The organism is Metabacillus sp. 84, assembly GCF_050107715.1.
Lineage (GTDB): Bacteria > Bacillota > Bacilli > Bacillales > Bacillaceae > Metabacillus_B.
On the sequence record NZ_JBNILN010000002.1, the window covers coordinates 250456 to 277348 of the forward strand.

Below are 26893 nucleotides of genomic sequence, written 5' to 3' on the forward strand. Positions count from 1 at the left end.
ACATGTCACGATATAAACTGCTCCCGTTAGTAGATGCGCTCTTAGGTCGCGTATTCCGAAATGACTACAATGAGAATATGACCAAGCTTGGAAAAGACATGGATGAAATTGAAAGTAAATCAAATCTAGCGGAGAGTACTGCAACAAAGGCACTCAGTACATCATCCTCTTCTGAAATTAAGTCGGATGAAGCTGTGCTAAAAGCAGACAGTGTCCAGGCTCAACTTAATCAAATTGTAGTAGAGGGCGATTCGTCAGTCGAAGCTGCACAAGCGAGGGTAGGGATTGACGGAGAGACATACAGCACACTAAAAACGCGAATTGATGCCGAGAACCGAGATGCAGCCGATAAAATTGCGGTTTTAAATGATAAACAAGTTTCAAAAGATGGAGGTACTTACTTTTCTACATCTGGAGATAGTAATTACTTTGTTTTACCGGCAGATGGATCATACTTAAAGTTTTTTAGACCGCCTTTAGCTCAAGGTTTAGGATTAAAACCAACAGCAGGAACAAGCAAACCAGCAAAATTTTGCGTAATGCCTAACTTTCAAGCAATAGGAGCAACCGGTGCAGTTGGAGGATTATTTAAAATTTTTGCGTCAGATTTTGAAGCCAGCCAAGTTCAATATCAAGATATGGGCATGTATTATATGTTTGACCAAATGAATGATAAAGGTGTGCATAATACAGGCCAGTTTATTATAAACATTAAAGCCGGGTTTGGTTCAGCCTACGAAAATACACTTGCTGATTTAGCTTTTACTGCCCAAGATGGAAACGTAAAATTCGGAAAGATTGTTTATGAAAACCCAGCGTCTGGTGGTAAATGGGGTTTTCTTTATATAGGTAGTTCTCAACCAACAATAGCACAAGGTTCTTCTGGCGCACTTGGAATCGAGAGTACCAGAGGAATTGCTATAAAGAATACGGATCGTTTATTTAATGGTTATCGTATCTATGGTTATGGCAACGACACCGATTATGCTCGTATTTCAATGGGCAGTAGTGGTGCGCAACTTGAAATCGAAAAGAAAGCTGGTAGCACAACTGATAGTGCGATTCTACTACAAAAATCAACTGTACAAGTTAAGTATGCGCAACTAGAAGTTGATAAAGGAGTTATTAGCAAAGGGAGAACAGATGCTCAAACAGCTTCAAGTGTCGATACTTTAGGTAACTCACGTTTAGTCTTATCAACAATTGGAAATATCGACACAATTGTCGGAGCAGATGGACAGCAATTATTCCTCTTAAATGGTACTACAGGAGCAATTACATTAAAACATGGTACGGGGAATATTTTCTTTGAAGGTGCAACCGACTTAACACTTAATCAATATGGTGGGGTATGGCTAATAAACGTTAATAATAAGTGGTACAAATCTAAGTGAATTAAATTAACTATTGGACAAACTGCACAATAAGTTAAAATGCTAATTTCATCAGGCGGGGGTAAGGGGGTGACTGATCATTTTAATCATCACAGATCGCAAGCGTCAAAGTGAAATCCTGACGGACTATAAAGATCTGATCATAAAAGAGGGAGTGAACCAACTTGGGACACTCTCTTTTTATTTGCCTAAGATCGAACAGAATGAACACATCTTTTCTAAGGTCGAGAATGAAAATTTTATTGAGTATAAAGGTCAAGAATACAGAATAAAAAGCATGCAGGAAACCCTTATCAGAAACACTCCTGTTAAAGTGGTGTCGAATGCCAGGCACCGGTTTTATGATTTGGTCGATATCAGACGCAGCACGACGCTTACCACAGGCGCAAAGTCCATCAATGTATTGCTGTCGTTTATCTTTACCGGTACGAGATATAGTTTTGCGGTTATTGATTCTTTTTCAACAAAAGAATTCGAGAACTTCGGGAATGACAATTGCTTAGCACTATTTAATAAAGTAATTGAATCTTTTGAAGCAGAGTTTGAAGTGATTGGGACCCAAGTTCGAGTCCGGAAGCAAATCGGATCTTATATTGACATGCAATTTCGCCACAACCACAACATTACAACTTTCAGAAAGAATATCGATACGAGTAATCTGTCTACGTTCATCCGAGGGACAGGTAAGCTCAACGAAGACGGAACTCCAGTTGTATCCGCGGAATATACAAGCCCTAACGCTCATTTGTACACCGACGATGAGGGGAATATCGAGCTGAAAGAAGCACCGGAATATTCGAATGAAACCATCACTAAAGAAAGCACGCTGCTTGAACACTTGGCTAGATCCATCCAAGATGAACCGGATGTATCGATGGAGCTTGAGTTTACCGTTATAAAAGATGCCGGATACACTAAGCCAGTTCCCGAAAGAGGGGATGTGGTTCCGACCATACTAGAAGAGTTAGGGGTTAATGTGGACTTGCGTATCATGGAAATTGAAACGCATCCGGATACAAGTAAATCACCTAGAGTGGTTTTAGCCAACTACAAAAAGACATTTGCAAATCAGCTGGTTGATTATCAAAAATCCTTGCTTGATCAGATATGGGATAAAAACAGCAAAAAGCTGCGTTACAACGTTCACGATGAAGCGGTCAAACGTGCAACTGAAATGCTGAACAATTCCTTAACAGAATTAGAGTATCCACCTGGAATGGGAATCATCGCTCGAGATCCAAAGGATCCGAACAAGTTTGTCGCATACCGGTCATCCGGATTAGGGATTACCTCTAATGGAGGATTAACATTCGATGAGGCGATCACTCATTTAGGCATCAATACGAGCTTATTAACGGCCGGACAAATCTTTACGAATAACATTCAGATCATTGGAGACAGTGATCTTTTTTATTGGGACGGAAATCATTTAATTGCCATCGATGCAAACGATCCGAATAAATTTGTAAGAATAAACAGCTCAGGGCTCTATATAGCAAAAGGAGCCATGACAATTGAGCGACCAGATGGATTTAAACTGATAAACAACGGGGAGGCCAATTGGGATTACAGCGTTACAACCCCGGTACCTCCAGCGATAGAGGACGATGGCAGCGTGGTCTTGGACGGCTCATTTTATCGAACCATACGAGTGGATTATAAAGCATTTACGTATGTTAAGCTGCGTCACACGTCCAGGTATTTGTTTCTTGATTTTTACGGTAAGAGCTATCAGGGCAATTCGACTATCTTTGTAGCAGTCTTTGACCAATCCGACAACCAAGTAGCGTGGACGAAAACGAGTAGTGGATTGAGCGAGAATATTCCCATCACCATTGATATGGGTACCCCAACCGGGAAGACCAAGTTTTATTACATCCGATTTAGATCCAATCACGATAATACACAAGCTTATCTGCAAATGGCACCGTCCCACATGTACGGTTAAGGAGTGATAGAAATGTGGACCATCTGGCTAAATTTAGATGACGAAGGAACTATCATTAGTGCCACGTCCAGTGATCCTGTCCTGCTGGAAGAAGCGACGGGTGTGGATTGGTCTAAGAAGTATACCGTAAGCGTGGAAGCCACCACGGAGCAACTGGAAACCATTGATTTGTACAAATATGAGAATGGTGAACTAGTCCTTTTATAGGACTTTTTATTTTGCTTGAGGAGGTGATCCGGAATTTCAAAGGGGCAGAGAAAGGGGGGATCTACTATGCCACAGACAGCGGAGGGATCTTTAGATATGCCACTAACTGAGCTTAAATCGGAAATGAAAAACTTAGAAAATCGGGTGAATGTCCTGGAACGTACTTCGGATAAGCATGACCAGCAAATCGTTATCATCAACACGCAGTTAAACAAGATTGAGGATAACACGACTTGGATTAAAAGAACCATCACAGGCGCTATTGTGACTGCTATTTGTACAGGGGTCATTGGGGGAGCTATCGCCATCTTTTACATGATGCTACAAAAATGAGGGAGGAAACAAAAATGAAACAAGACATCTTTACATTACTCAGCGGATTTTTAACAGCCTTGCTGTTGTTTTTGGCGTCAGTCGGAATTGCTTTTGAATGGCTTAATCAAGAAAGCATTAATGCTTTTGTGGTCCTTCTGGGTGCAGCTGTTGCTCTTATTATTAATGCTCGGGCCGTTTGGAAAAACACTTATGTCAGCAAAGAAGCGCAGGATCAAAAGAGGGTTTTGGAACGAAATAATCTGCTTTAAACGGAGGGGTTAAGATGGGATTTGAAATACTGACTGCAGCACAATTGATTGCTCGTATTAAAAAGACCGGGATTAAGTTTAAATACTCCCAATTTCACCATACTTTCAGGCCGGACCATAGCAATTTTAATGGCAGTAATCACATGCAGCTCCAGCAGGGAATGAAGAACTTTCACATGAATGATCGAGGTTGGTCTGATATTGGACAGCATGTTTCTTTGATGCCAGACGGGAAATTTGTTACCGGCCGACCATTCCATGTAGCTCCAGCAGGAATTTCAGGATACAACACGGGTTCATTTATGACGGAAGTTGTGGGGAACTTTGACAAAGGAAACGACAAATTAGAAGGCGCTCAGCTACAAGCGATGATTGAATTGCAAGCATACTTGATCCATGAAAATGGTGCTCAATTGATGTTTCATCGAGAGCATGCTCCTAAATCTTGCCCAGGCACAGGGATTGATAAAGGGGAATTTCTTGCCGAAGTAGCAGCTTATCGTTTTAAGAAGAAAACCGTGAAGTCAGCAGTCATTGCACCAAAAATTCAAGAATTGGAGGGGAATGCTTTGGCGTTAACTGAAAACCAACAAAAAGTTGTGGATTATTTAAAAAGCTTAAAGCTTACAGACGGTGGCAATGCCGAGGAATACATCTACTTTCACCAGGTGCTTAAAAACACAATCGACATGTTTTATCGGGACCTCAACAAAGTGCGAAAAGCCTTTGCGGAGGACATCGATGAAATTAAGAAACAAATGTAATTGAAAAAGCCTCTCCTATACGGGGAGGCTTTTTTTTATTATATCTCAGTCACACGTATCGGACTTTCCCAGCTGCAGGCTTCTGACTCATCCGTAAGATTTTCAAAATCTGGATGATTGATTTCCCAAATGACCTCATACTCATTATTTTCCGCATCAACTGCGATAGCTCGGTATGTTTCATTGTCGTCACCTAAATATGGGTTTCCGATCGTTCTCAATTCGGTTTCTTCCCATTTAATGATGGTAGAGTTAAATTGATTTAATTGATTGTATTTACTCATTTTCCATTCCTCCAGTTGATTTTTATCCATAATCCATGTTTTTCCGATTTTCTTCGCTGGCAAATCCCCTGCAGCGCATTTATTCTTTACCGTTCCCGGCGAGATGTTAAGGATTTTAGCGGCTTCCTCAACCCCGATGATGTTATCCAACATATGATCTCCCCTTATTGATAATCTGCGATTAAGAAATTCATGTCCTTGCCAAACGCTGTGCTCCTTTGTTCTTTATCGTTGTAAAGATCCACGCGAAAGTAATATGGTATTCTGTCTCTGGCGGATCCTGCTGGGCGCCCTGATTGACCAAAGTCATATTCGACCTTTACTTTTTTTCCGTTTGCTACCAGTGTAGCTGTTCTGTAGCTTGTAACTTCCACTTCGACGTTTCTTGCTTTCATTGTGTTTAAATACTCCGCAAAAAATTCCTTTGCTTGCTTTTCGGCAGCCTTTTCGATTTTGTTAAAAGTTTGAGGAAAGTTTGTTTTTGTCATTTCTTTTTTCACGATGTTCCACGCCATTTGCAAAGCTTGAGCAAAGTATTCTTTAATCTTGCCACCAAATTGTTTTTGACCTTTACGAGCAATTTCCCAAGCTTTTACCATGACGTTTTTCATCGTTACTTCCTCCTTTTTATGCGTTATCGCATTTCTTAATCTTATTATAATCTGTGCGGTATCGCATTGCAACCCCTTTATTAGATTTTTTTATAAATAAGGCTATGTTAAAGCATGGTGTTGATTTTTCACACCTGTTGATTGGAGCAGAAGGCGTGAGACTCCGAGCTAAGAGCAGCGGGACAGGTAAGACCCCGCCCAAGGATAAGCGAGCGCCTGCAGCGGAAATCAACAGCCAAGTTTAACAGAGCTATAAATAAAAAACGAGTCCGGTAAAGGACTCAATCGTTAGGTAAGTGCTTCTTTTCAAGAGCCAGCCTGCCGTTAAAATAAGCTTCTTCTGGAGTTTTAAAACCCGATATTGAATATATTTTTCCTTTAACAGTTAGGCGCGCTTTATACCGCACCTCTCCAGATACTCTTGTTTGATACTTAATTACCCCTCTATAACCTGTGCTGCTATCCTTACGAGGCTCAGATCCTTTAAACAACGGCTTAACAATTCCATTTACACGTTTATTATCATATTGAGTGCGTAAGTTTTCGGTTTCTAAGTCTCTTTTAAGGCAACCGCAAGATTTTGTCTCGCCAATTGTTAAGCTAACACCTGTAACTGTTATTTCCTTGCCGCAATCACATTGACAAGTCCATACAGATTTCCCTTTTTTACTTCCGACTAAATTAAGGACTATTAGCCGTCCAAACCGCCTGCCCGTCAAATTAAGTTTCTTCATAAATCTTCTCCTATGTACTTTTTCACGGCCTTCTCAATTGCATTATGCTTACAATCTGCCTCTACTGATACTATCTTCGGATCATCCTCCCCTTGAAACACCATAGCTGCATAAACCTCTCCATTACTAAAGACCTCAACTTCAAACGATTCAAAATGCTTAACCTGTCTAAAATCCATCAATTCCACTCCCTTTCGAAATCATCATACTGCTTGCGAAACCGTATGGGAAATCACGAAAAAGGCAATTTCAGCTGAGTTTGGTAGGCAAAAAGGCAATTTCACTAGAGCAAATTGCGGTTTTGAGTGGATAAAAATAAAGATTTCAGGAATTACATAAAAAAAATCCCCTCCGGTTGGAGAGGGGACCTTCATCTTATTTATTGGCTGCTTCTCGCTTTTTTGATTCTTCGAAGGATACGACTTCAAACTCAATTCTCTGCTCTTCTCCCATTTCCTCCATGGAGTCTGTAAGATAAGCAGGGCTAACAATTAGAGTAAACTTCTTGATGTCTTTATTTAGGTCTTTAACCAGCCACCATGCTTGCCCTTCTTTTGTCACTTTACCTAAAAAGTCCCCGCCAGCTTCACCCATCATCATCATTTCTGCCTCAATTTGCTCCCCTGTGTCTGTTACGATAATGGACTGATTAGGATGAAAGGTAACGTCTTTATCAGCGGTATTCTCTGCTTTCAAATCCATAATGATGGCACGCACATTATCTTGATCGTCAAACATGTATTTGGCTTCTTCATCTAATTCGATATCCATAATCCCCCCACCATTGATATAGAGATTCATGTCGCCCATCTTAACGGGTTTTACCGGCGCGTCCGATCCATCAATCCCGATTTCTTCATTGTATCCAACGCCGACAACTTTCATCTGTCCGAAGCCCTCTTGGTACTTTTCTCCGGATTCCGTTTCGCTAACGGGAGTATCTGTATCCTCAGCTTTTTCAGTTTCTGCTTCTGCTTCGTTAGCTTCTGCAGCAGCTGCTTCTTCTTCCACAGGAGTTGCTTCAGCTTCTGTTTGTGCTTCTTCTGCTTTTGGCTCCTCTGCTGGTTTGGATGCTTCTTCATTGCTTCCACAAGCTGACAATACCAACACTCCGCCAAAAACCAAGCTGCTTAATACTTTTTTCAATTCATTTTCCCCCGTTGTTGTTATTTTTTGTGCTCACCAGTGTAATGCCATTTACCTTCTTTGATATCGTCCAATCTCGGAAGTATATACTCTTTGAGATCCTTCGGAAAATCTTCATTTTCCATTTCATCTAAAGTGAAAGTAATGATTTGTTCTCTGTGAAAATTCATTACCTGGACAGCTGTCTTCAACCCTCTTTGAAAAGTCAACATGATGTGATACATCAGAACTATCCTTTCCTTTTCATGTAAGTCTCGATCATTTCTTCAACGTTTTTCGACTGAAAGACTCTTAATGGATCCGGATCTAAATCATACAGGTGCTCAGTAATAATCCAAATGTACGGAAAATGCTTCATCTTAGCTTTCCAATCCCCATCTGAGTAATAAGCAGCATACCTCTCGATTTTACTGTTCATCACCTTTTTTGTATATATATTCCTTTGGATTTCTACAAAAAAAGGATTGTTATTCCAGATCATATAGACATCAGGCTCAATGCTGCCTTTTAGACCGGTGCGATATTCAACCTCGAATTTTTTGGGCCTGATGGTCTGACAGAGCTCAATGTAAAAATCAGCTATGGCTTTAAAGTGTGGTATTTTGGTGCTGTTCTTTTTGATGGAGGAAGGTGACGGGAAATAATTATAAGGCCTTGCTGTTGGATCTACATCAATTACTCCGTCCCTCGCCAGTCGTTTCATTACTTTATTGCAACTTTGCACCGGGTCTTTCCTCTCGTTAAAGTGCATGCCGATTATTTGATTGCGGTCTAATACTCTAAATTTCTTTAAATCTTCAAGGATTTGATGGTCCCTCTGGGTCTTCATACTCTCCCTCCCCAATTAGTTGCAAAGGCGCAAAATCGCTTGTAGTTTCTTCGATTATTTCTGCTTCCGTGTCAATGATATGCGGACGCAACTTAATGGGCTCCAGTAGTCCTTTGGCTGCTTCCAGAGATAAAAAAGGCGCCTGGACATTTAGAGTCTGATTGCTCTTAAAATAAAACTGTCCAGGGCGCTCCAGTTTGCTCGCATCCTCTTTTGAGCCACGGCCAAGGGTTATGTCACTGTTAATCTTATCGGAGTGCTGGAACGCGTAACGGACGGTTAAATTATTTTTAAGTTGACCCTCCAATACCTTCGCATCCGGCCGCTGCATGGATAGGATCAGGAAGACCCCGAGTGCCCGGCCGATGCAGGATATCTCTTCTACAATATCCATGAGCTTATTTTCTTTCTTTAGAAGCGCCACTTCGTCAATGCACAGTAAAATATACTTCTTTTTATTCTCAGGAAATTGTTCATTGTACTTGTCAATGTGGTCTAATTCGCTTCCATCAAGTAAATCTCCTCTTAATTTCATTTCTTTCTGAAGATACGTCAAACACTTTTGCAGTTCGCTCTTTTTCGTCATGACTGCCTGCACCGATTCGCAGTGTCTGAACAAGTGGAATTCGCTTCGTTTCATGTCAGCCAGATAAAAGTCCACTTTGTCACGACAGCTTAAAAGGAGAGAGGTGATGATCATCCTGATCGTTACACTCTTTCCAGATCCCGTTTCCCCTGCAATCAGCAGATGTGGGTGATCGACCATGTCAAAGGCATGCATTTTTCCCAGGTTATCTTTGCCGGCAAGGATGGGCATCCGTCCAACTAACAGCACCTTAAGACTCTCATAATCAAACGTGTAAGACGGTTCAGCTTCCCTCGTAAAAACTTTTAGCGTGTACCTGGTGCCATCCCCCTTAAGTTCGTAGTTAGACCCGAAAACTTGTGTTAAAACGTACTCTTTTTTCTTTAGTTCTCCGGGGTTCATGCCCAACGGGAGGTAAAAGATGTAGAAGTCATAATCCCTGTGTTTCTCGACCACATTCACGGATGGATGGAGCGTGTATCTCTGTCCTCTTTTTTCCACAGTATGTTTCAATCCTGCCTGCCTGAATGCATTTTTTAGACGAGCTTTCATAAAAAACTTCTGAATCATAGTATAAACCGTCCAATTGTGGACAGAATAAACCATATAGAGGCAATTACTCCTCCAGTTGCTAGACAGGAGTGTATGATGTTCCCCATAATCTCTGACTCTACAAACTTTCCTTTCTTAATCAAATGATTTTCTGCGGCTGCCACTACTATGATCGCGGTCCCGACCGTCCCTATCATTATTATTCCACCCACTTTACTCTCTCCCTTCTTCTCTAAACAAATTTTAAAAATCCTTTAAAATCATGGCTATTTGCTTGAACAAGTATACTAATGCTGGTATACCAGATACGTTACCAACTGGTAAGGTGCTGCTGATGGAATTAGTATACTAACGGGTATACCAGATGATGTCTGTCCACTAAAAATATTTGGTGTACCATTTGGTATACCAGAAGAGATCCAAGTGAGAGTTTGTATTGGTATACCAACAAAAAAAGCGTGGGTTATGCCCCACGCTTGTACCACATCTTTTACCACAAAAACATTAATGTACATCGGAAAATTTCACAAAACCCCAACAAGTACCGTTATTATTGGAATCTATGCAATGTATATCAGCAGTAAAAATTATTTTCCTTTTGTCAGATTATTGTTTATAATGACAATAGGCTGCTATAATGAATGTATGCCTTTCCAATAGAAAGAGAGTTTCACGGAGGAGTTTCCATTTATTAGCTTATGTGAAAATGTAAGCATTTACTTTTCCGGTTAATCGCTTTCAATCATGGATGCTTGCTGAGCAAGCGCTCATTCATTTATGTTTTAATAGAGTAGGAGAAGGGCTTCGCCTTTCTTTTAATCTTGGCTTTGTTAAAGGATGGTGTTGATTTTCAACCCTGTTGATTAGAGTGGAAGGCGTGAGACTCGGAGCTATGAGCAGGGACAGGTGAAAATCCCGCAGCGGCGAAGCCGGGAGAAGGCTCACCGCCCGCCCAGGGTTAAGCGGACGCATGCCGGCTGCAGTCAACAGCCAAGTTTAACAGAGCGTTCCTTTTAAATCTTTGAATCAGGGAAAATTGCGCAAAGGAGAGATTGGATATGACAGCAACTCGCGGTCTCGAAGGGGTAGTAGCGACTACTTCTGCAGTAAGCTCAATCATCGATGACACCCTTACTTACGTGGGGTACAACATTGATGACCTCGCAGATAATGCAAGCTTTGAAGAAGTAATCTTTTTATTGTGGCACGGGAAACTTCCTGATAAGGAAGAATTGGCTGAGATTAAATCCCAGCTTTCTGATAATGCAGGCATCCCTCATCAAATCATCGAGCATTTTAAGCAATATTCAATTACTGAAGTACATCCTATGGCAGCAATCCGTACGGCAGTATCCATGCTCGGCCTGTTTGATCCGGATGCGGATGATATGTCGAAAGAAGCAAACTACCGCAAAGCGATTTGCCTTCAGGCGAAGCTTCCTACTTTAGTTACGGCATTCAGCAGAATCCGTAAGGGTCTGGCGCCGGTTGAACCCCGTCCGGATTACGGGATTGCAGCGAACTTCCTTTACACTCTGACAGGAGAAGAGCCAAGCCATATAGCAATTGAAGCCTTCAATAAAGCACTCGTGCTTCATGCTGATCATGAGCTGAATGCTTCAACATTCACGGCACGTGTATGCGTCGCTACACTTTCCGACGTTTATTCGGGCGTGACCGCTGCAATCGGCGCTTTGAAAGGTCCTTTGCACGGCGGAGCGAATGAAGCTGTTATGAAGATGCTTACAGAAATTGGGGATGTGGAGAACGCTGAAACGTATATTCAGGGAAAACTCTCCCGCAAGGAAAAAATCATGGGCTTTGGTCACCGTGTATACCAAAATGGAGACCCGCGGGCAAAGCATTTACGTGAAATGTCTGAAAAGCTTTCCAACCTGACAGGTGAAAGCAAGTGGTATGAAATGTCTCTTAAAGTGGAAGAAGTGGTCACTTCTGAAAAGTCTCTGCCGCCGAACGTGGATTTTTATTCCGCTTCTGTTTATCACAGCCTCGGCATTGACCACGATTTGTTTACACCAATTTTTGCAGTAAGCAGGGTTTCAGGCTGGCTCGCCCATATTCTTGAGCAATATGAGAACAATCGCCTGATCCGTCCGCGTGCGGATTATATCGGACCGGATAAGCAGAGATACGTTCCTATTGAAGAGCGCTCTTAAGTTGAAGAATGAAAAGCCGTCAGCTAGCTGCATGGAATGGTTCCATTAAATTTTTCATCAGCAGCGGCCGGTTTGGAGGTTGACTGAAAAGTTAACCTCTTTTACCATTTTATTGTTGGCACTATACATATACGGGAGGTAACAAACATGACGAACGGTGAAAAAATTACAGTACTTAACGGGGAATTGAATGTACCAAACCAGCCCATTATCCCTTACATCGAAGGAGACGGAATCGGTCCGGACATCTGGGCAGCCGCGTCCCGCGTTCTTGAAGCGGCTGTAGAAAAAGCATACAGCGGCGAAAAGAAAATCGTCTGGAAAGAAGTTTTAGCAGGTGAAAAAGCTTATAACGAAACAGGAAGCTGGCTGCCTGAAGAAACACTGAACGCAATCCGTGAGTACATGATTGCCATAAAAGGGCCGCTTACGACTCCGGTTGGAGGAGGAATCCGTTCATTAAACGTTGCTCTTCGTCAGGAATTAGACCTGTTTACTTGCCTTCGTCCGGTACGTTATTTCACAGGGGTGCCTTCCCCGGTTAAAAGACCTGAAGATACAGACATGGTCATCTTCCGTGAAAATACGGAAGACATTTATGCGGGAATTGAATATGCAAATGGTTCAGACGAAGTGAAAAAATTGATCTCTTTCCTTCAAAATGAAATGGGTGTGAACAAAATTCGTTTCCCTGAAACTTCAGGTCTTGGCATTAAGCCTGTCTCTCAAGAAGGAACCTCACGCCTTGTCCGCGCTGCCATTCAATATGCGCTGGATCATGGACGCAAATCTGTAACACTGGTACACAAAGGAAACATCATGAAATATACGGAAGGTGCATTCAAAAACTGGGGCTATGAGCTTGCTGAAAAAGAATTCGGGGACAAAGTCTTCACATGGGCTGAGTATGACAGAATTATTGAAAAAGACGGCAAAGATGCAGCCAATGCAGCACAGAGTGAAGCAGAAGCAGCAGGGAAAATCATCATTAAAGATTCAATCGCTGATATTTTCCTTCAGCAAATCCTTACACGTCCAAGCGAGTTCGATGTAGTTGCGACCATGAATCTGAATGGTGATTACATTTCTGACGCTCTCGCTGCACAAGTGGGAGGAATCGGTATTGCTCCGGGAGCAAACATCAATTACGAAACCGGCCATGCTATTTTTGAAGCAACGCACGGAACAGCTCCAAAATATGCAGGAATGGATAAGGTAAACCCTTCTTCCGTGCTTCTCTCAGGCGTGCTTATGCTTGAGCACCTTGGCTGGAATGAAGCAGCTGATCTAGTAATCAAATCTGTAGAGCATACCATTGCATCTAAAGTCGTTACTTATGACTTTGCCCGTCTTATGGATGGTGCTACAGAAGTAAAATGTTCTCAATTCGGGGACGAGCTCATCAAAAACATGGGATAATCAAAATTTCATTACAGGCAATGCCGCTAAAGGCATTGCCTGATTTTACTATTTTAATAGATGGGAGCTGGGGAAATGAATAAACGCAAAAAGATTTCTGTAATTGGAGCCGGCTTTACGGGAGCAACTGCTGCTTTTCTTCTTGCCCAGAAAGAATTAGGCGATGTGGTTCTGGTAGATATTCCTCAAATGGAAAACCCTACAAAAGGCAAAGCGCTGGATATGCTTGAAGCAAGCCCTGTACAAGGCTTCGATGCCAGCATTACAGGCACCTCCAGCTATGAGGATACGGCAGATTCCGATGTGGTGATCATTACAGCAGGAATTGCCAGAAAACCAGGCATGAGCAGAGATGACTTAGTGGCAACAAATGAAAAAATTATGAGAAGCGTAACAAAAGAGATTGCTAAACATTCACCGGAATGCACGATTATCGTTCTGACAAATCCGGTTGATGCCATGACCTATGCGGTTTTCACTGAATCCGGTTTTCCAAAACACCGGGTAATCGGACAATCCGGGGTTTTGGATTCAGCGAGATTCCGTACATTTGTAGCACAGGAGCTTAAGGTGTCAGTTAAAGATGTAACAGGATTTGTTCTTGGAGGGCATGGAGATGACATGGTCCCCCTTGTCAGATATTCCTACGCTGGCGGAATTCCTTTGGAAACACTGATTCCGAAAGAACGCCTTGAAGCCATTGTAGAGAGAACACGCAAAGGCGGAGGGGAAATTGTAAACCTTCTTGGCAATGGGAGTGCATATTATGCACCTGCCGCGTCACTGGTCGAGATGACAGAAGCGGTTATTAAGGATCAGCGCCGTGTAATCCCTGCGATTGCCTACCTTGAAGGAGAGTATGGCTTCGAAGGCATATACCTAGGCGTTCCTGTCATCCTTGGAGGAAATGGGCTGGAGCAGATCATTGAGCTTGAACTGACAGAAGAGGAACGGGCTGCTCTGGCCAAATCCGCCGAATCTGTGAAAAATGTTATGAAAGTTTTAGCCAACTAAACGAGATAAAAGAAATTGGAGGAAGCTCCAATTTCTTTTATTATGAATTGCAGGCATAAACAGCATGACTTGAGGGAAACGGATAACAGCTAAGTCATTTGCGGCCTTGAGTTCCAATTTGCTACAATAAAAAATAGAATTGTAAGCGATTTCATAAAAAAGGGGGGACCGTTCACAGTGCTTGGAAAAAAACGAAAGCTGGGAAGGCCGGTAGAGGAAATTCAATGCGGGGAAAAGCTAACACTGACAGAAAAAATGGAGGATAAAGACCTATTGCTGTATCTGGGCCTTACAAATGATGCCAATCCGCTTTATGTCCAGCACGACTACGCTTCTTTAACGCCATTTAAAAAACCAATTGTACCCGCTGTCATGCTTTCCGGATTTATCACCTCCGCCATATCCAAGTATTTTCCGGGTCCCGGAAGCCATGTGACGAAGCAGCAGCTTGAGTTCCATCAAGCGGTATACCATTATGAAGTCATCCAGTTCTTCTTTGAGATAAGGGAAGTAGATCGGGATGAAGGGAAAATTGTGGTGTCTATAGAAGCCTTGAATGACCGGGAGCAGCTGGCTGTGTCCGGAAAGCTTGAAGTGATTCCCCCTTTTTATCCGGAATCTATGGATGGCGAAGCGTTTCATAACTTTTAAGCTGGAGGGAGGCCTGATCATCGTATCAGGCTTTTTTGATTGCTCTAAGCTTAATTCCGGGTAAATATATGAAATACACTCCACCTGCCTCCTATACGGGCTTAAAGGCGAACCCAGCCTTTCGCCTTTAAGCGAGCTGCTTCTCTGTGTTCCAGCGAACGAATGGAGGTTCTTCCAATACCTTGATTCCTTTACGTGTGCAAAGGCCGCAGGCTTCGTTTTCGCACGTCGCTTTCGTTAGTCCGCTCACCCTGCACCCATCACTAGTCAAAGAACGGATCATAGGATTTTTTCACTATAAATATAAGGCGGCCGCCATTTGAAATTTACCTCCCCCGTACGGGCGGGCGGGCTCTTCACACCCTTGAATAGGAGGACTTATCCCGGAAGTTCGATAAAATATATTGGCAAGTTGCCATCTTCCCCTTTTGTAGTGGGCTGATCTTTGACTATAATAGAGGAGATGGCGGAAAAAGCCATGATGGAAAAAACGATTTGGAGGCCCTTATGAGTAAGAAGATTCTAGTAGTGGATGATGAGCATTCCATTTTAACATTGCTTCAATATAATCTTGAACAATCCGGTTATGAGGTCGTAACGGCTATGGATGGGAGCGAAGCCCTTCACAAAGGGCTGACAGAATCACCGGATCTCATGGTTTTGGATTTGATGCTTCCAAAGATGGACGGAATCGAAGTATGCAAACAGCTTCGGCAGCAGAAGGTTATGGTGCCCATTCTCATGCTTACGGCAAAGGATGATGAGTTTGATAAGGTACTTGGCCTGGAGCTTGGTGCTGATGATTACATGACAAAGCCCTTCAGCCCAAGAGAAGTGGTCGCCAGGATTAAAGCCATCCTGAGACGCACTCAATTTTCAGCAGATTCTGAACCGAAAGAGGATACAGAATCATCCGAACGGATCACAATCGGAGATTTGAGGATCCTTCCAGAGCACTATGAAGCCTATTACAGCCAGGAGCGCCTCGAGCTTACACCGAAGGAATTTGAGCTTCTTGTCTACCTCGCCCGGCATAAGGGAAGAGTGCTAACTAGGGATCAGCTTTTGAGCGCGGTATGGAATTATGATTTCGCAGGAGATACCCGGATTGTGGATGTACATATAAGTCATTTAAGGGAAAAGATTGAAAGAAATACGAAAAAACCGCTTTACATCAAAACCATCCGCGGACTTGGGTATAAGCTAGAGGAGCCAAAGGCGGATGAATAAATTCCGGTCCCGCCTGCTATTTGCACTAATTACTTTAATTATAGCGGTTTTAGTGGGGCTGGGGCTTCTGCTTGGACAAATATTCAACAGCTATTACGTGGATACGTTTAAAGAGCGGATTGAGAAAGAAGCCAGGCTGGCTGAGCTGATCGTAACCGAATCCGGAATTGAGTCAGAAAGAACCGGTGCTCTTCTTGAAAAAGCAAGCGATGCTGCTCAGTCGCATATATCCATCCTGAACCAGGATGGAAAGGTCCTTCATGACGCGGGAAATAAAAGCCTGTATCATGAAGAGCTTGCTGAGGAAGCCTTTAACTCTCTCATGAATGATCAGGATGAAATGAAACTGAGCGGTCAGGCAGAGCGGCTGTACTACTATGCCATCGAGTTTAAGGATCGTGAACAGAAAACCGGCTATCTCGTTTTAAGTACGCCAATTGAGTCCCTCAAACAGGTAAATCAGCAGATATGGGGGCTCCTCGTCACCAGCCTTGGTCTCTCGCTGATTGTGATTCTCCTTCTCGGCTTCAAGATTACATCTCAATATACAAAGCCGATAGAAAGTGCGACGAAGGTGGCAATGGAGCTTGCGAAAGGGAACTATAAGGCAAGAACCTATGAGGATCATCTGGATGAAACCGGCATGCTCAGCCAATCCATAAATATCCTTGCGCGTAATTTGCAGGATATGACCAGAGCCCAGGAAATGCAGAAGGATCGTCTGGAAACCCTCATTGAAAATATGGGAAGCGGGCTGATCCTGATTGACGGCAGGGGATACATCAACCTTGTTAACCGTGCCTATAAAGAAACCTTTCATGCAGAGGCAGATAATTTCCTGTACAGGCTCTACTATGATGCTTTTGAGCATAAGGAAATTATTGATATAATTGAAGAAATTTTTATGACTGAAGTCAGGCTAAGAAAACAGCTTCAGGTCGCGATTGGCATTGACCGGCGGCATTTTGAAATTTACGGTGCACCGATAATTGGAACAAATGATGAATGGAAAGGGATTGTCCTTGTCTTTCATGACATTACAGAGCTTAAAAAGCTGGAGCAGATGAGGAAGGATTTTGTAGCCAACGTCTCCCATGAATTAAAAACACCGATTACATCAATTAAGGGATTTTCTGAGACACTGCTTGATGGGGCGATGTCGGACGAAAAGACGCTTGAGTATTTCCTTTCCATCATTTTGAAAGAAAGCGACAGGCTGCAGTCGCTTATCCAGGATCTTCTTGACCTCACGAAGATTGAGCAGCAGGCATTTAAGCTTACCTTTAATGATTGCGATCTTCATGAAATTCTTGATGATATCGTGGCGATTCTTTCCAGTAAAGCAGAGGAAAAAGAAATCTCTCTTACCGTGGACAGTGAAGCTGAAATCATTCCGGCCGTTGGAGATGTATACAGGATCAAGCAAATCTTCATCAATTTGATTAATAATGCCCTTACGTATACACCAAAGGGCGGCAACGTTCATTTAACACTGAGAAATGAGAAGGATCACGCTGTTGTGACAATTGCTGATACTGGAATAGGGATCAGCGAAGAGGAAATTCCCAGGATTTTTGAGCGTTTCTACAGGGTGGATAAAGCGAGGAGCCGCAATTCAGGAGGGACCGGGCTCGGACTTGCCATTGTTAAGCATCTTGTAGAAGCCCATAGGGGTCAGATTAAAGTCGCCAGTGAAGTAGGCAAAGGGACAACGTTTACGGTTAAATTTAATAAGCGGAATAGAGCCCAATAGTTTACAATACTTTTACAAGGTGTTTATTCTTGCTTAACATATCGTTGATAATATAATAGATGAAAACCCCTTCATCCAAGGAGCCAATCTTAGGACGAAAGCTTAACTGCTTTCGTCCCTTTTTTTGTGGTGATTTATACCACCTGTTGATTGGAGCAAAAGGCGTGAGAATCCGTGCAAAGAGCAGCGGGGCAGGTGCTCTGCATGTGCAAAGGCCAGCGCTTGGATAAGCGAACGGCTGAAGCGGAAATCATCAGCCAGGTTTAACAGAGCTTTTTGTTTGATTTGATCGATGGCAATAAAATCAAAAAAACGGGAGAGGCACGCGGGCTCCTTAATTATGATCCCCGGTACACGCAAGAAGATATTCTAAAAAATTACATAATATGAAACTTTTTCTTTACATATACGTATTAAGAGCAGACAAAGAAAAGGGGGCGGTACGAATGACCTTAAAGCGATTGTATACACTAACCGGGCTTGCCGCTGCGGTAGTCATTGCTATTATCCTGGCATTCACAACATGGTTTACAGTCGATGAATCCGATCAGGCTGTCATTATTACACTGGGAGAAGTGCAGAATACCGTTACAGAATCAGGCCTGCATGTCAAATGGCCATGGCCGGTTCAACGGGTGGAAAAGCTTTCCAAAGAAACGTTCAGTCTGCAGTTTGGGTATGAGGAGAAGGATGGGGATGTAAAAGATTTTCCCGCTGAAACGAAAATGATCACCGGTGATGAGAACATTGTGCTGGCGGATATGGTCGTACAATGGAAAATTTCCGATCCTGAAAAGTTTCTTTTTTCATCAGAAAAACCGGAAGAAATCTTATATGACTCTACTTCAGCTTCCTTAAGGAGCATCATCGGCAGCTCGAAAATTGATGACGCTCTTACATCCGGGAAAACCGCTATTGAAAAGGACGTTCAGCAGCTGCTTGGAGAACTGATAAAAAAATACGATATCGGTATTTCAATCCTTGCCGTCAAGCTTCAGGATGTAGATCTGCCTAACGAAGAAGTGCGGAAGTCCTTTACAAATGTAACCGATGCCAGAGAAACAATGAATACGAAAATAAACGAAGCAAAGAAATATGAAAATCAGAAAAGAGAAGAGGCCCTTGGAGAGAAGGATGCCATCATTTCTAAGGCTGAAGGGGACAAGACAGCCAGAATTCAGAAAGCAATTGGAGAAGCCTCTAAATACACAGCATTGTACACGGAATATAAGAATTCAAAAGAAGTTACGCAAAAGCGTCTGATTCTGGAAACCGTTGATCAGGTTTTGCCAGACGCACAAATTTATTTCATGAAGGACGACGGCAGCACGATGAAATATCTGCCTATAACCGATCCGTCAAAAGCGAAGGCAAGTGAAGTGCCTCCTGCAGCAGAGGAAGGGAGCGGTAAAGATGGAAAGTAAAAATGTAGTCAATTTTAAGGAAAAAATGCCTCCCATCTATACAAAATACATTCGTTTTGGGCTCTTCCTTGTTGTCATTGCGGCCATTTTAATTCTTCTTTTAACCAACGTGTTTATCGTTAAGGAGAACGAATACAAAGTCGTAAGACAGTTTGGGGAAGTGGTGCAGATTATAGAAGAGCCGGGCCTGCACATGAAAATTCCGCTAGTACAGTCCGTGACTTCGCTCCCCAAATATCAAATGACCTATGATGTGGAAGAAGCGGAAATTAATACCCGCGATAAAAAACGGATGATTATTGATAACTATGCGGTCTGGAAAATTGATGACCCGAAAAAGCTGATTTCAAATGCCCGTACAATCGTGAATGCCGAAGCGAAAATGGCTGAATTTGTATTCTCCTCCATCCGGTCCGAGCTCGGACAGCTGAACTATGATGAAATCATCAATGATGAAAAATCTTCAAGAGGAAGCTTGAATGATAAAGTGACGGATATAGTCAATAATCTGCTTGAGAGAGACCAATACGGAATTACCGTAACGGATGTCCGAATCAAAAGAACAGATCTGCCGGAGGAAAATGAAAAATCCGTCTATACGAGGATGGTTTCAGAACGGGATTCCACTGCTCAGGAATACTTATCTAAAGGCGATGCAGAGAAGAACCGGATCACGGCCAATTCCGATAAGCTGGTGAAGGAAACACTGGCCAAAGCGGAATCAGAGGCAGACATCATCAGAGGCCAGGGGGAGCAGGAAGCAGCAAAAATCTATAACGAAGCTTACTCAGCCGATGCAGGTTTTTACAGCCTGTACCGGACGCTTGAATCCTATAAAAAGACAATTGATGGAGAAACTGTTTTAATCATTCCTTTGGATTCTCCATATGCTCAGACGCTGCTCGGGCAGACGGACTGAAAATAGAGCCGCCGTTTTTCTTTCTCTGTCATCTCATGATAGAATATGAGGAAGAATAGGGCGGCTTTTTGCTTTTGTTTTGTTTAGTTCAGGATGATCGAACACCTGCTGGATGGAGCAGAAGGCGCAGAGTTCAGAAAGCTCAACGCCAAGCAGCAGACTGGTTTGATCGAACGATTATTTCAAAGCGCTTGCGCTTTAAGGAGGAAACATGTTGGCCGGGAAAAAATTGGTTCTGATTGACGGAAACAGCATCGCATACCGCGCGTTTTTCGCTTTGCCGCTGCTGAATAACGATAAAGGGATACATACGAATGCCGTTTACGGCTTCACCATGATTTTGAGCAGAATTTTAGAGGAGGAGCAGCCGACACATATCCTCGTTGCTTTTGATGCGGGCAAAACCACATTCAGACACAAAACGTACTCCGAATATAAAGGCGGAAGGCAAAAGACCCCTTCTGAGCTCTCTGAACAATTTCCATTCATTCATGAGCTGCTGGATGCCTACAAAATTCCCCGCTACCAGCTGGAAAACTATGAGGCGGATGATATTATCGGCACGCTCTCAAAGCAGGCTGAGGAAGACGGCTTTGAGGTGAAAGTCATTTCAGGAGACAAAGACCTGACGCAGCTCGCCAGTTCCAATGTGACCGTTGCCATTACGAAAAAAGGCATTACGGAGGTCGACTCTTATACTCCTGCTTTCGTAGAAGAAAAATACGGCCTGACCCCGGACCAAATCGTGGACATGAAAGGTTTGATGGGCGACAGTTCAGATAATATACCAGGTGTAGAAGGTGTTGGAGAAAAAACCGCGATCAAGCTGCTCAAAGAGTTTGGAACCATTGAAAACGTGCTTGCTTCCATTGACCAGGTTTCAGGGAAAAAACTGAAGGAGCGCTTGGAAATGCATAAAGAAGATGCCGTAATGAGCAAAGAGCTTGCAACCATTAACCGAACGTCTCCCATAACCGTTACATTGGATGATTTGCTTTACAGCGGGTACAGTCCGCAGGATGTTCTCCCCATTTTCAGAGAGCTAGGTTTTAAAACACTCATTGATAAGTTTGATACAGGATCTGAAACAGAAGAATCGGAAGAAATGGAGGACCTTTCCTTTGCTGCAGCAAAAGAAGTAACAGAGGAGATGCTCTCAGATGATTCGATTTTGACAGTGGAGGTCTGGAATGAGAATTATCACCGGAGCGGCATTGCAGGATTTTCCATCATCAATGATGCAGGGCGCTTCTTCCTTTCGTATGATCTGGCCATGGAGTCGGATGCTTTTAAAAACTGGGCAGAGGATCCGGACAAAAGGAAGATCGTATTCGATGCAAAGCGCTCCATCGTTGCCCTCAAATGGAAAGGCATCGAGCTTGCTGGAGTGGACTTTGATGTACTCCTTGCATCCTACATCCTAGACGCTTCCCAAACGGTGGAGGATGTTGCCGGTCTTGCAAAAATGAATGGGATCAGCGGTGCAAGATCAGATGAATCTGTTTACGGCAAAGGGGCAAAGCGGAAGCTTCCTGCAGAGGAAGTGCTTGCCGATCATTTAGTGCGGAAAGGGGAGGCGCTGAAGCAGCTAAGCGGCAAGCTGGAGCAAAGCCTTCGTGAGAACGGACAATATGAATTGTACCATGATCTTGAGCTGCCGCTTGCAATCATTCTCGCTCAGATGGAAGCACTCGGAGTAAAAGTAGACGTCGGTAAACTGCAGGAGATGGGCGCTGATTTAACGAGCAAGCTCCAGGCTCTTGAAAATAAAATTCACGGGCTTGCGGGAGAAGCATTTAACATTAATTCACCGAAGCAGCTGGGAGTCATTTTATTTGAAAAGCTGGAGCTGCCTCCTGTGAAAAAGACCAAAACGGGTTATTCGACTTCAGCAGACGTTCTTGAAAAGCTTGCAGACCGTCATGAAATCGTCGAACAAATTTTGATTTACCGCCAGCTTGGCAAGCTTCAGTCCACTTATATCGAGGGTTTGCTGAAGGTTGTACATGAAGATACACACAAAGTTCATACGAGGTTTAATCAGGCTCTGACCCAGACAGGGCGGCTCAGTTCAACCGATCCGAACCTGCAGAACATTCCAATCCGGCTTGAAGAGGGCCGGAAAATCAGGCAAGCCTTTATCCCTTCAAAAGAGGGCTGGGTCATTTTCGCTGCCGATTACTCCCAAATCGAGCTTCGGGTGCTTGCTCATATTGCCCGGGATGAGAATTTGATGGAGGCCTTCAAAAACGATATGGATGTTCATACAAAAACAGCCATGGATGTTTTTCATGTAAACATGGATGAGGTCACTCCGAATATGAGAAGGCAGGCAAAAGCCGTCAACTTTGGTATTGTCTATGGAATCAGTGATTACGGCCTGTCCCAAAGCCTTGGAATCACAAGGAAAGAAGCTGCGGATTTTATCAGCCGCTACCTCGAAAGCTTTGACGGGGTAAAAGATTACATGGATGATATCGTTAGAGAAGCGAAGCAGAAAGGGTACGTAGCCACCTTGCTTCAGCGCAGACGCTATCTGCCTGAAATTACAAGCCGCAATTTTAACCTGAGAAGCTTTGCAGAACGGACGGCGATGAACACCCCAATCCAGGGCAGTGCTGCGGATATCATTAAGAAAGCGATGATTGATATGGCTAAAGAGCTCAAGGAACAGGGACTTCAAGCCAACCTCCTTTTGCAGGTGCACGATGAACTGATTTTTGAGGCTCCGCCGGAAGAAATTGAGACACTGAAAAAACTTGTTCCTCAAGTGATGGAGCATGCGGTTGAACTGGACGTGCCGCTTAAAGTAGATTATGCATACGGCGATTCCTGGTATGACGCCAAGTAATAAAGGAAGTGATGATAATGCCGGAGCTTCCGGAAGTTGAAACAGTCAGAAGAACCCTATCCGAACTGGTGAAAGGAAAGGAAATTGAAGCGATTGAAGTAAGATGGCCAAAAATGATCAAACGGCCGGATGATGTTCTGCAATTTCAGGATGCACTGAAAGGCCAGACGATCAGGGATATTGGAAGACGCGGAAAATTCCTTATGTTTTCACTAGATGATTACGTGCTCGTATCCCACCTCCGGATGGAAGGAAAATACAGCCTTTATGAATCACAGGATGAACCGGGAAAGCATACCCATGTCATTTTCCGTTTCAAGGATGGTTCTCACCTGAGATACGATGATGTCAGGAAGTTCGGGACGATGCATCTTTTTGAAAAAGGCATGGAACAGCAGAATCTGCCGCTGTCCCAGCTTGGGCCCGAACCATTTTCAGAAGAGTTTTCTGCTGACTATTTAGCAGAAAAGCTTTCCCGTACCAATCGGATGATAAAAGTCGTCCTCTTAGATCAGCGGATTGTAACCGGACTGGGGAACATCTATGTGGATGAAGCATTATTCCGGGCCGGTCTTCATCCGGACAAGCCTGCAAAGGAATTGTCCATTGATGAAATATCCCGGTTAAAGGAGAGCGTCATATCCACCTTGCATGAGGCAGTTGAGCAAGGGGGAAGCACAATCCGCTCGTACATCAACTCTCAAGGGAAAATCGGGATGTTTCAGCTGCAGCTTTTCGTCTATGGCAGAAAAAACGAACCGTGCAAAAAATGCGGAACGTTAATTGAGAAGAAAACAACAGGCGGCAGAGGAACCCACTATTGCCCGGTTTGCCAGCCGATGGAACCAGGCATCAGTGCGGATGTGTAGCAGGCCTGTACGGCACCTCTGATGGGCATATGTCATATAATGCACGAGAACCGAAGGAAGGGGTCTGTGTTTTATATGACATCCATTTCGCTTATGATCGTGGCTTTCGCGGTTAGTTTGGACAGTTTTTCTGTAGGGTTCAGCTATGGGTTGAAGAAAATGAAGATTCCTGTAAAATCTCTGCTGATCATCGCTTTGTGCTCGGCATTCAGTTTGCTTGCGGCTATGCTTCTTGGCCACCTGATCAGTTCATTTATCGATCCGGAATGGACGAAAAGGATGGGCGGGATCATTTTGATTGCGATTGGAGCCTGGGTTTTATACCAATTTATTAAGCCGTCCAAAGATCTTTCAAAAGAAGAAAGAGAAAAAACCTTATTTAATCTTGAGATCAAGTCCCTTGGAATTGTCATCCATATCTTAAAACGGCCATCGACAGCCGATCTTGACGGTTCTGGCCATATAACAGGCATAGAGGCTCTGCTGCTGGGAGCAGCCTTATCCTTTGATGCGTTCGGTGCAGGCTTTGGCGCAGCATTGCTCGGTTTTTCGCCTTTCGTCATGAGCATTACCGCTGCTGTCATGAGCTCGGCTTTTCTGCTTGCCGGGATACAATCCGGCCATATCTTTTCCAGATGGTCCTGGATTGAAAAATTCAGCTGCCTGCCGGGGATTCTGCTGATTATTATAGGGGTTTGGAAGCTTTAAGGAGACGATATTTAATGAACATGGTGATAGGTCTAACTGGAGGAATTGCCAGCGGGAAAAGCACCATTTCCGCTTATCTCAAAAAGCTTGGCTATCCGATAGTCGACGCGGATATTATAGCGAAAGAAGCAGTGGGTCCCGGAATGCCAGCATACAAAGGCATTTTAGAAGTTTTTGGAGAAACTGTGCTGCATGCAGACGGGGCCATTAACAGGGAAAAGCTTGGGAGCCTGATATTCAAGGACCGGGAAAAACGTGGGCAGCTCAACGCCATTGTCCATCCTGAGGTTCGAAAAGAAATGCTTCGTCAAAGAGATCAATTTTTGGAAGAAGGCCATAAAGCCGTCATTCTGGATATCCCGCTTTTATTTGAAAGCAAACTGGCGCATCATGCAGATAAGAGTCTGCTCGTTTATGTAAGCCCTGAGGTCCAGCTGGAGCGCCTTATGAATAGAAACGGCTACAGTCAGGCTGAAGCCAGACAGCGGATAAACTCGCAGATGCCCCTCGAGGAAAAAAGAGCTCTGGCCGATGAAACGATTGACAACAATGGAACGATGGAGAACAGCTTTTATCAGCTGGATGAAATTCTCAGAAAATGGAACATCCAATGACATGAACCCCGCCTTGAGCTATCGGCGGGTTTTTTGTTTTCTAAAAGGACCTAATGGAGAAGTTTTAAATGACTCTTGAAAGATTGGAGGCGCAGTTACCGGGATTTCTGTACTGACTTACGGCCCATTTGACGCAGACTATGATGGAAGGATCATACTCTTAAGGATGCTTTACAGGATCAATTAAAAAAAAGCTGGAATTGGTTGTTTTCATCTTTCCAAAAAACACAAATATGATATACTAATTACATAATTAACACTACTAGTATAACACAAAAGCGGAAGGGGTCATTTATATGAACGTAAATGTAGCCATCAACGGGTTTGGACGAATTGGGAGAATGGTGTTCCGCAAAGCGGTCATGGGAGAGCACTTTCGAATCGCTGCGATCAATGCCAGCTATCCGGCTGAAACACTGGCTCATTTGATAAAATATGATACAAATCACGGGAAGTTTGACGGGGAAGTCATTCCTGCCGGCGACCACTTAATTGTAAACGGTCACAAAATTCTCTTGCTTAATAACCGCGACCCTAAAATGCTTCCGTGGGAAGAACTAAAAGTTGATATCGTCATTGAAGCGACCGGGAAATTCAACTCTAAAGAAAAGGCGATGGACCATATCCACGCCGGGGCAAAGAAAGTCATCCTAACCGCTCCCGGTAAAAATGAAGATGTAACAATTGTAATGGGTGTAAACGAGGATATGCTGGAGGATGAGCACCAAATCATTTCAAATGCGTCCTGTACAACGAATTGCCTTGCACCGGTAGTGAAGATTCTGGATGAGCAGTTCGGCATTGACAATGGACTGATGACTACCGTTCACGCTTATACAAATGATCAGAAGAACATTGATAATCCCCATACAGATTTGAGACGCGCCCGTTCATGCGCGCAATCCATCATCCCGACAACAACTGGGGCAGCAAAAGCTTTGGCTCTCGTCCTTCCGCATTTAAAAGGGAGACTGCACGGAATGGCATTAAGGGTTCCAACGCCAAACGTTTCTTTAGTTGATCTCGTTGTTGACTTGAAGCGGGATGCAACGGCAAGCGAAATCAATGAGGCCTTTTCAACAGCCGCTGCAGGCTCTATGAAGGGCATCATCCGTTTTACCGCCGAGCCCCTCGTTTCTGTGGATTTTAATACGGATCCTCATTCGGCAATTATTGACGGACTATCCACGATTGTTTTGGAAGGAAGAAAAGTGAAAGTTTTGGCCTGGTATGATAATGAGTGGGGCTATTCCTGCAGGGTGGTCGATTTAGTGAACTTGGCCGCTGCCCGCCTGAGGAAGCCTCTGAATGTATAAACAGCATCCTTGAAGGCTTAGCGATTTTTCGCTAAGCTTTTTCTATGCAGGAATTATGCTGACCGTTTTGCAGGATGAAAGGCGGCAGAAAAATGATTTCCTGCCTCAGGATTAAGCGGCCGGGAAAAAACCGGGATCCGCTTTGAAGTCCGGCGAATTCAAAAGAATGATAAGGATCATCAGTTCATACACCATGAGGCCGCTTTACGATCAGACTCTCAAAGTTTCTGAAACTTGCAGGATGTTCTTAAAATGAGGAAAATATTTTTTGCGAAAGTCTGTTGCAAAATGATTTCAAAGGAAGTATAC

At 43.5% G+C, this 26893-nt stretch carries 28 protein-coding genes; 19 read left to right on the plus strand and 9 right to left on the minus strand.

The genetic code is table 11. From position 1 onward, the window contains the following. Positions 1–2 precede the first annotated feature (2 nt). The 6 genes from ACQCV8_RS05895 to ACQCV8_RS05920 all read left to right on the plus strand — a co-directional run bounded on the left by ACQCV8_RS05895 (position 3) and on the right by ACQCV8_RS05920 (position 4897). Positions 3–1394 (plus strand): hypothetical protein, encoded by a 1392-nt coding sequence (locus ACQCV8_RS05895; RefSeq protein ID WP_426843632.1) that lies wholly within the window; start codon positions 3–5, stop codon positions 1392–1394. A gap of 88 nt (positions 1395–1482) precedes the next feature. After that, positions 1483–3342, plus strand: coding sequence for a phage tail protein (locus ACQCV8_RS05900; RefSeq protein ID WP_426843807.1), 1860 nt, complete (start codon positions 1483–1485; stop codon positions 3340–3342). 12 nt (positions 3343–3354) lie between these two features. Next, positions 3355–3549, plus strand: coding sequence for a hypothetical protein (locus ACQCV8_RS05905; RefSeq protein WP_426843633.1), 195 nt, complete (start codon positions 3355–3357; stop codon positions 3547–3549). A gap of 66 nt (positions 3550–3615) precedes the next feature. Further along, positions 3616–3882: a hemolysin XhlA family protein gene (locus ACQCV8_RS05910; protein WP_426843634.1), complete on the plus strand. Its 267-nt coding sequence runs from the start codon at positions 3616–3618 to the stop codon at positions 3880–3882. A gap of 14 nt (positions 3883–3896) precedes the next feature. Next, on the plus strand, positions 3897–4133 hold the full coding sequence (locus ACQCV8_RS05915) for a phage holin (protein WP_426843635.1): 237 nt from the start codon (positions 3897–3899) through the stop codon (positions 4131–4133). A gap of 14 nt (positions 4134–4147) precedes the next feature. Further along, positions 4148–4897, plus strand: coding sequence for an N-acetylmuramoyl-L-alanine amidase (locus ACQCV8_RS05920; RefSeq protein WP_426843636.1), 750 nt, complete (start codon positions 4148–4150; stop codon positions 4895–4897). A 38-nt stretch (positions 4898–4935) separates the two neighbouring features. On the opposite strand, the gene ACQCV8_RS05925 is transcribed toward ACQCV8_RS05920, so the two are convergent. The 9 genes from ACQCV8_RS05925 to ACQCV8_RS05965 form a co-directional block, all read right to left on the minus strand. After that, positions 4936–5334: a helix-turn-helix domain-containing protein gene (locus ACQCV8_RS05925; protein ID WP_426843637.1), complete on the minus strand. Its 399-nt coding sequence runs from the start codon at positions 5332–5334 to the stop codon at positions 4936–4938. An 11-nt stretch (positions 5335–5345) separates the two neighbouring features. After that, on the minus strand, positions 5346–5792 hold the full coding sequence (locus ACQCV8_RS05930; protein ID WP_426843638.1) for a hypothetical protein: 447 nt from the start codon (positions 5790–5792) through the stop codon (positions 5346–5348). A 281-nt stretch (positions 5793–6073) separates the two neighbouring features. Further along, the gene (locus tag ACQCV8_RS05935; protein WP_426843640.1) at positions 6074–6526 is read right to left on the minus strand and encodes a hypothetical protein; all 453 of its coding nucleotides are present in this window, start codon (positions 6524–6526) and stop codon (positions 6074–6076) included. Further along, complete coding sequence (locus tag ACQCV8_RS05940; RefSeq protein WP_426843641.1) at positions 6523–6705, minus strand: hypothetical protein; 183 nt, start codon at positions 6703–6705, stop codon at positions 6523–6525. Before ACQCV8_RS05940 ends, ACQCV8_RS05935 begins: the two co-directional genes overlap by 4 nt. A 196-nt stretch (positions 6706–6901) precedes the next feature. Beyond that, positions 6902–7672 (minus strand): hypothetical protein, encoded by a 771-nt coding sequence (locus ACQCV8_RS05945; RefSeq protein WP_426843642.1) that lies wholly within the window; start codon positions 7670–7672, stop codon positions 6902–6904. 20 nt (positions 7673–7692) lie between these two features. Further along, a complete protein-coding gene (locus ACQCV8_RS05950; protein ID WP_426843643.1) occupies positions 7693–7896 on the minus strand; it encodes a hypothetical protein in 204 nt (67 codons plus the stop codon). 5 nt (positions 7897–7901) lie between these two features. Further along, positions 7902–8501, minus strand: a complete 600-nt coding sequence (locus ACQCV8_RS05955) for a replication-relaxation family protein (RefSeq protein ID WP_426843644.1) — start codon at positions 8499–8501, stop codon at positions 7902–7904. Beyond that, positions 8470–9639 carry an FtsK/SpoIIIE domain-containing protein gene (locus ACQCV8_RS05960; protein ID WP_426843645.1) on the minus strand — a complete coding sequence of 390 codons (1170 nt, stop codon included), beginning with the start codon at positions 9637–9639 and terminating at the stop codon, positions 8470–8472. The genes ACQCV8_RS05955 and ACQCV8_RS05960 overlap by 32 nt, the downstream gene beginning before the upstream one ends. Before the next feature lie 14 nt (positions 9640–9653). Next, entirely contained in the window at positions 9654–9851 is a 198-nt protein-coding gene (locus ACQCV8_RS05965) for a hypothetical protein (protein WP_426843646.1), read from the minus strand. 846 nt (positions 9852–10697) lie between these two features. On the opposite strand from ACQCV8_RS05965, the gene citZ reads away from it, so the two are divergent. The 13 genes from citZ (at position 10698) to ACQCV8_RS06030 (ending at position 26584) form a co-directional block, all read left to right on the plus strand. Beyond that, entirely contained in the window at positions 10698–11816 is a 1119-nt protein-coding gene (citZ, locus tag ACQCV8_RS05970) for a citrate synthase (RefSeq protein WP_426843647.1), read from the plus strand. 147 nt (positions 11817–11963) lie between these two features. Further along, positions 11964–13235, plus strand: coding sequence for an NADP-dependent isocitrate dehydrogenase (gene icd, locus ACQCV8_RS05975; RefSeq protein ID WP_426843648.1), 1272 nt, complete (start codon positions 11964–11966; stop codon positions 13233–13235). Positions 13236–13310: 75 nt separating this feature from the next. Then, entirely contained in the window at positions 13311–14249 is a 939-nt protein-coding gene (gene mdh / locus ACQCV8_RS05980; RefSeq protein ID WP_426843649.1) for a malate dehydrogenase, read from the plus strand. Positions 14250–14426: 177 nt separating this feature from the next. Beyond that, the gene (locus tag ACQCV8_RS05985; RefSeq protein ID WP_426843650.1) at positions 14427–14900 is read left to right on the plus strand and encodes a MaoC/PaaZ C-terminal domain-containing protein; all 474 of its coding nucleotides are present in this window, start codon (positions 14427–14429) and stop codon (positions 14898–14900) included. Between the two features lie 507 nt (positions 14901–15407). Beyond that, positions 15408–16130 (plus strand): response regulator, encoded by a 723-nt coding sequence (locus ACQCV8_RS05990; protein WP_426843651.1) that lies wholly within the window; start codon positions 15408–15410, stop codon positions 16128–16130. Beyond that, positions 16123–17883, plus strand: coding sequence for a two-component system histidine kinase PnpS (gene pnpS / locus ACQCV8_RS05995; RefSeq protein ID WP_426843652.1), 1761 nt, complete (start codon positions 16123–16125; stop codon positions 17881–17883). The genes ACQCV8_RS05990 and pnpS overlap by 8 nt, the downstream gene beginning before the upstream one ends. 446 nt (positions 17884–18329) lie before the next feature. Then, on the plus strand, positions 18330–19307 hold the full coding sequence (hflK, locus tag ACQCV8_RS06000) for an FtsH protease activity modulator HflK (RefSeq protein WP_426843653.1): 978 nt from the start codon (positions 18330–18332) through the stop codon (positions 19305–19307). Next, positions 19297–20226, plus strand: a complete 930-nt coding sequence (hflC, locus tag ACQCV8_RS06005) for a protease modulator HflC (RefSeq protein WP_426843654.1) — start codon at positions 19297–19299, stop codon at positions 20224–20226. The genes hflK and hflC overlap by 11 nt, the downstream gene beginning before the upstream one ends. A gap of 211 nt (positions 20227–20437) precedes the next feature. After that, positions 20438–23077: a DNA polymerase I gene (gene polA, locus ACQCV8_RS06010; protein WP_426843656.1), complete on the plus strand. Its 2640-nt coding sequence runs from the start codon at positions 20438–20440 to the stop codon at positions 23075–23077. 17 nt (positions 23078–23094) lie between these two features. After that, positions 23095–23946 (plus strand): DNA-formamidopyrimidine glycosylase, encoded by an 852-nt coding sequence (mutM, locus tag ACQCV8_RS06015; protein ID WP_426843657.1) that lies wholly within the window; start codon positions 23095–23097, stop codon positions 23944–23946. Between the two features lie 75 nt (positions 23947–24021). Beyond that, on the plus strand, positions 24022–24654 hold the full coding sequence (ytaF, locus tag ACQCV8_RS06020; protein ID WP_426843808.1) for a sporulation membrane protein YtaF: 633 nt from the start codon (positions 24022–24024) through the stop codon (positions 24652–24654). Positions 24655–24668: 14 nt separating this feature from the next. Continuing rightward, positions 24669–25268, plus strand: coding sequence for a dephospho-CoA kinase (coaE, locus tag ACQCV8_RS06025; protein WP_426843658.1), 600 nt, complete (start codon positions 24669–24671; stop codon positions 25266–25268). Between the two features lie 296 nt (positions 25269–25564). Further along, positions 25565–26584: a glyceraldehyde-3-phosphate dehydrogenase gene (locus ACQCV8_RS06030; RefSeq protein WP_426843659.1), complete on the plus strand. Its 1020-nt coding sequence runs from the start codon at positions 25565–25567 to the stop codon at positions 26582–26584. Positions 26585–26893 lie beyond the last annotated feature (309 nt).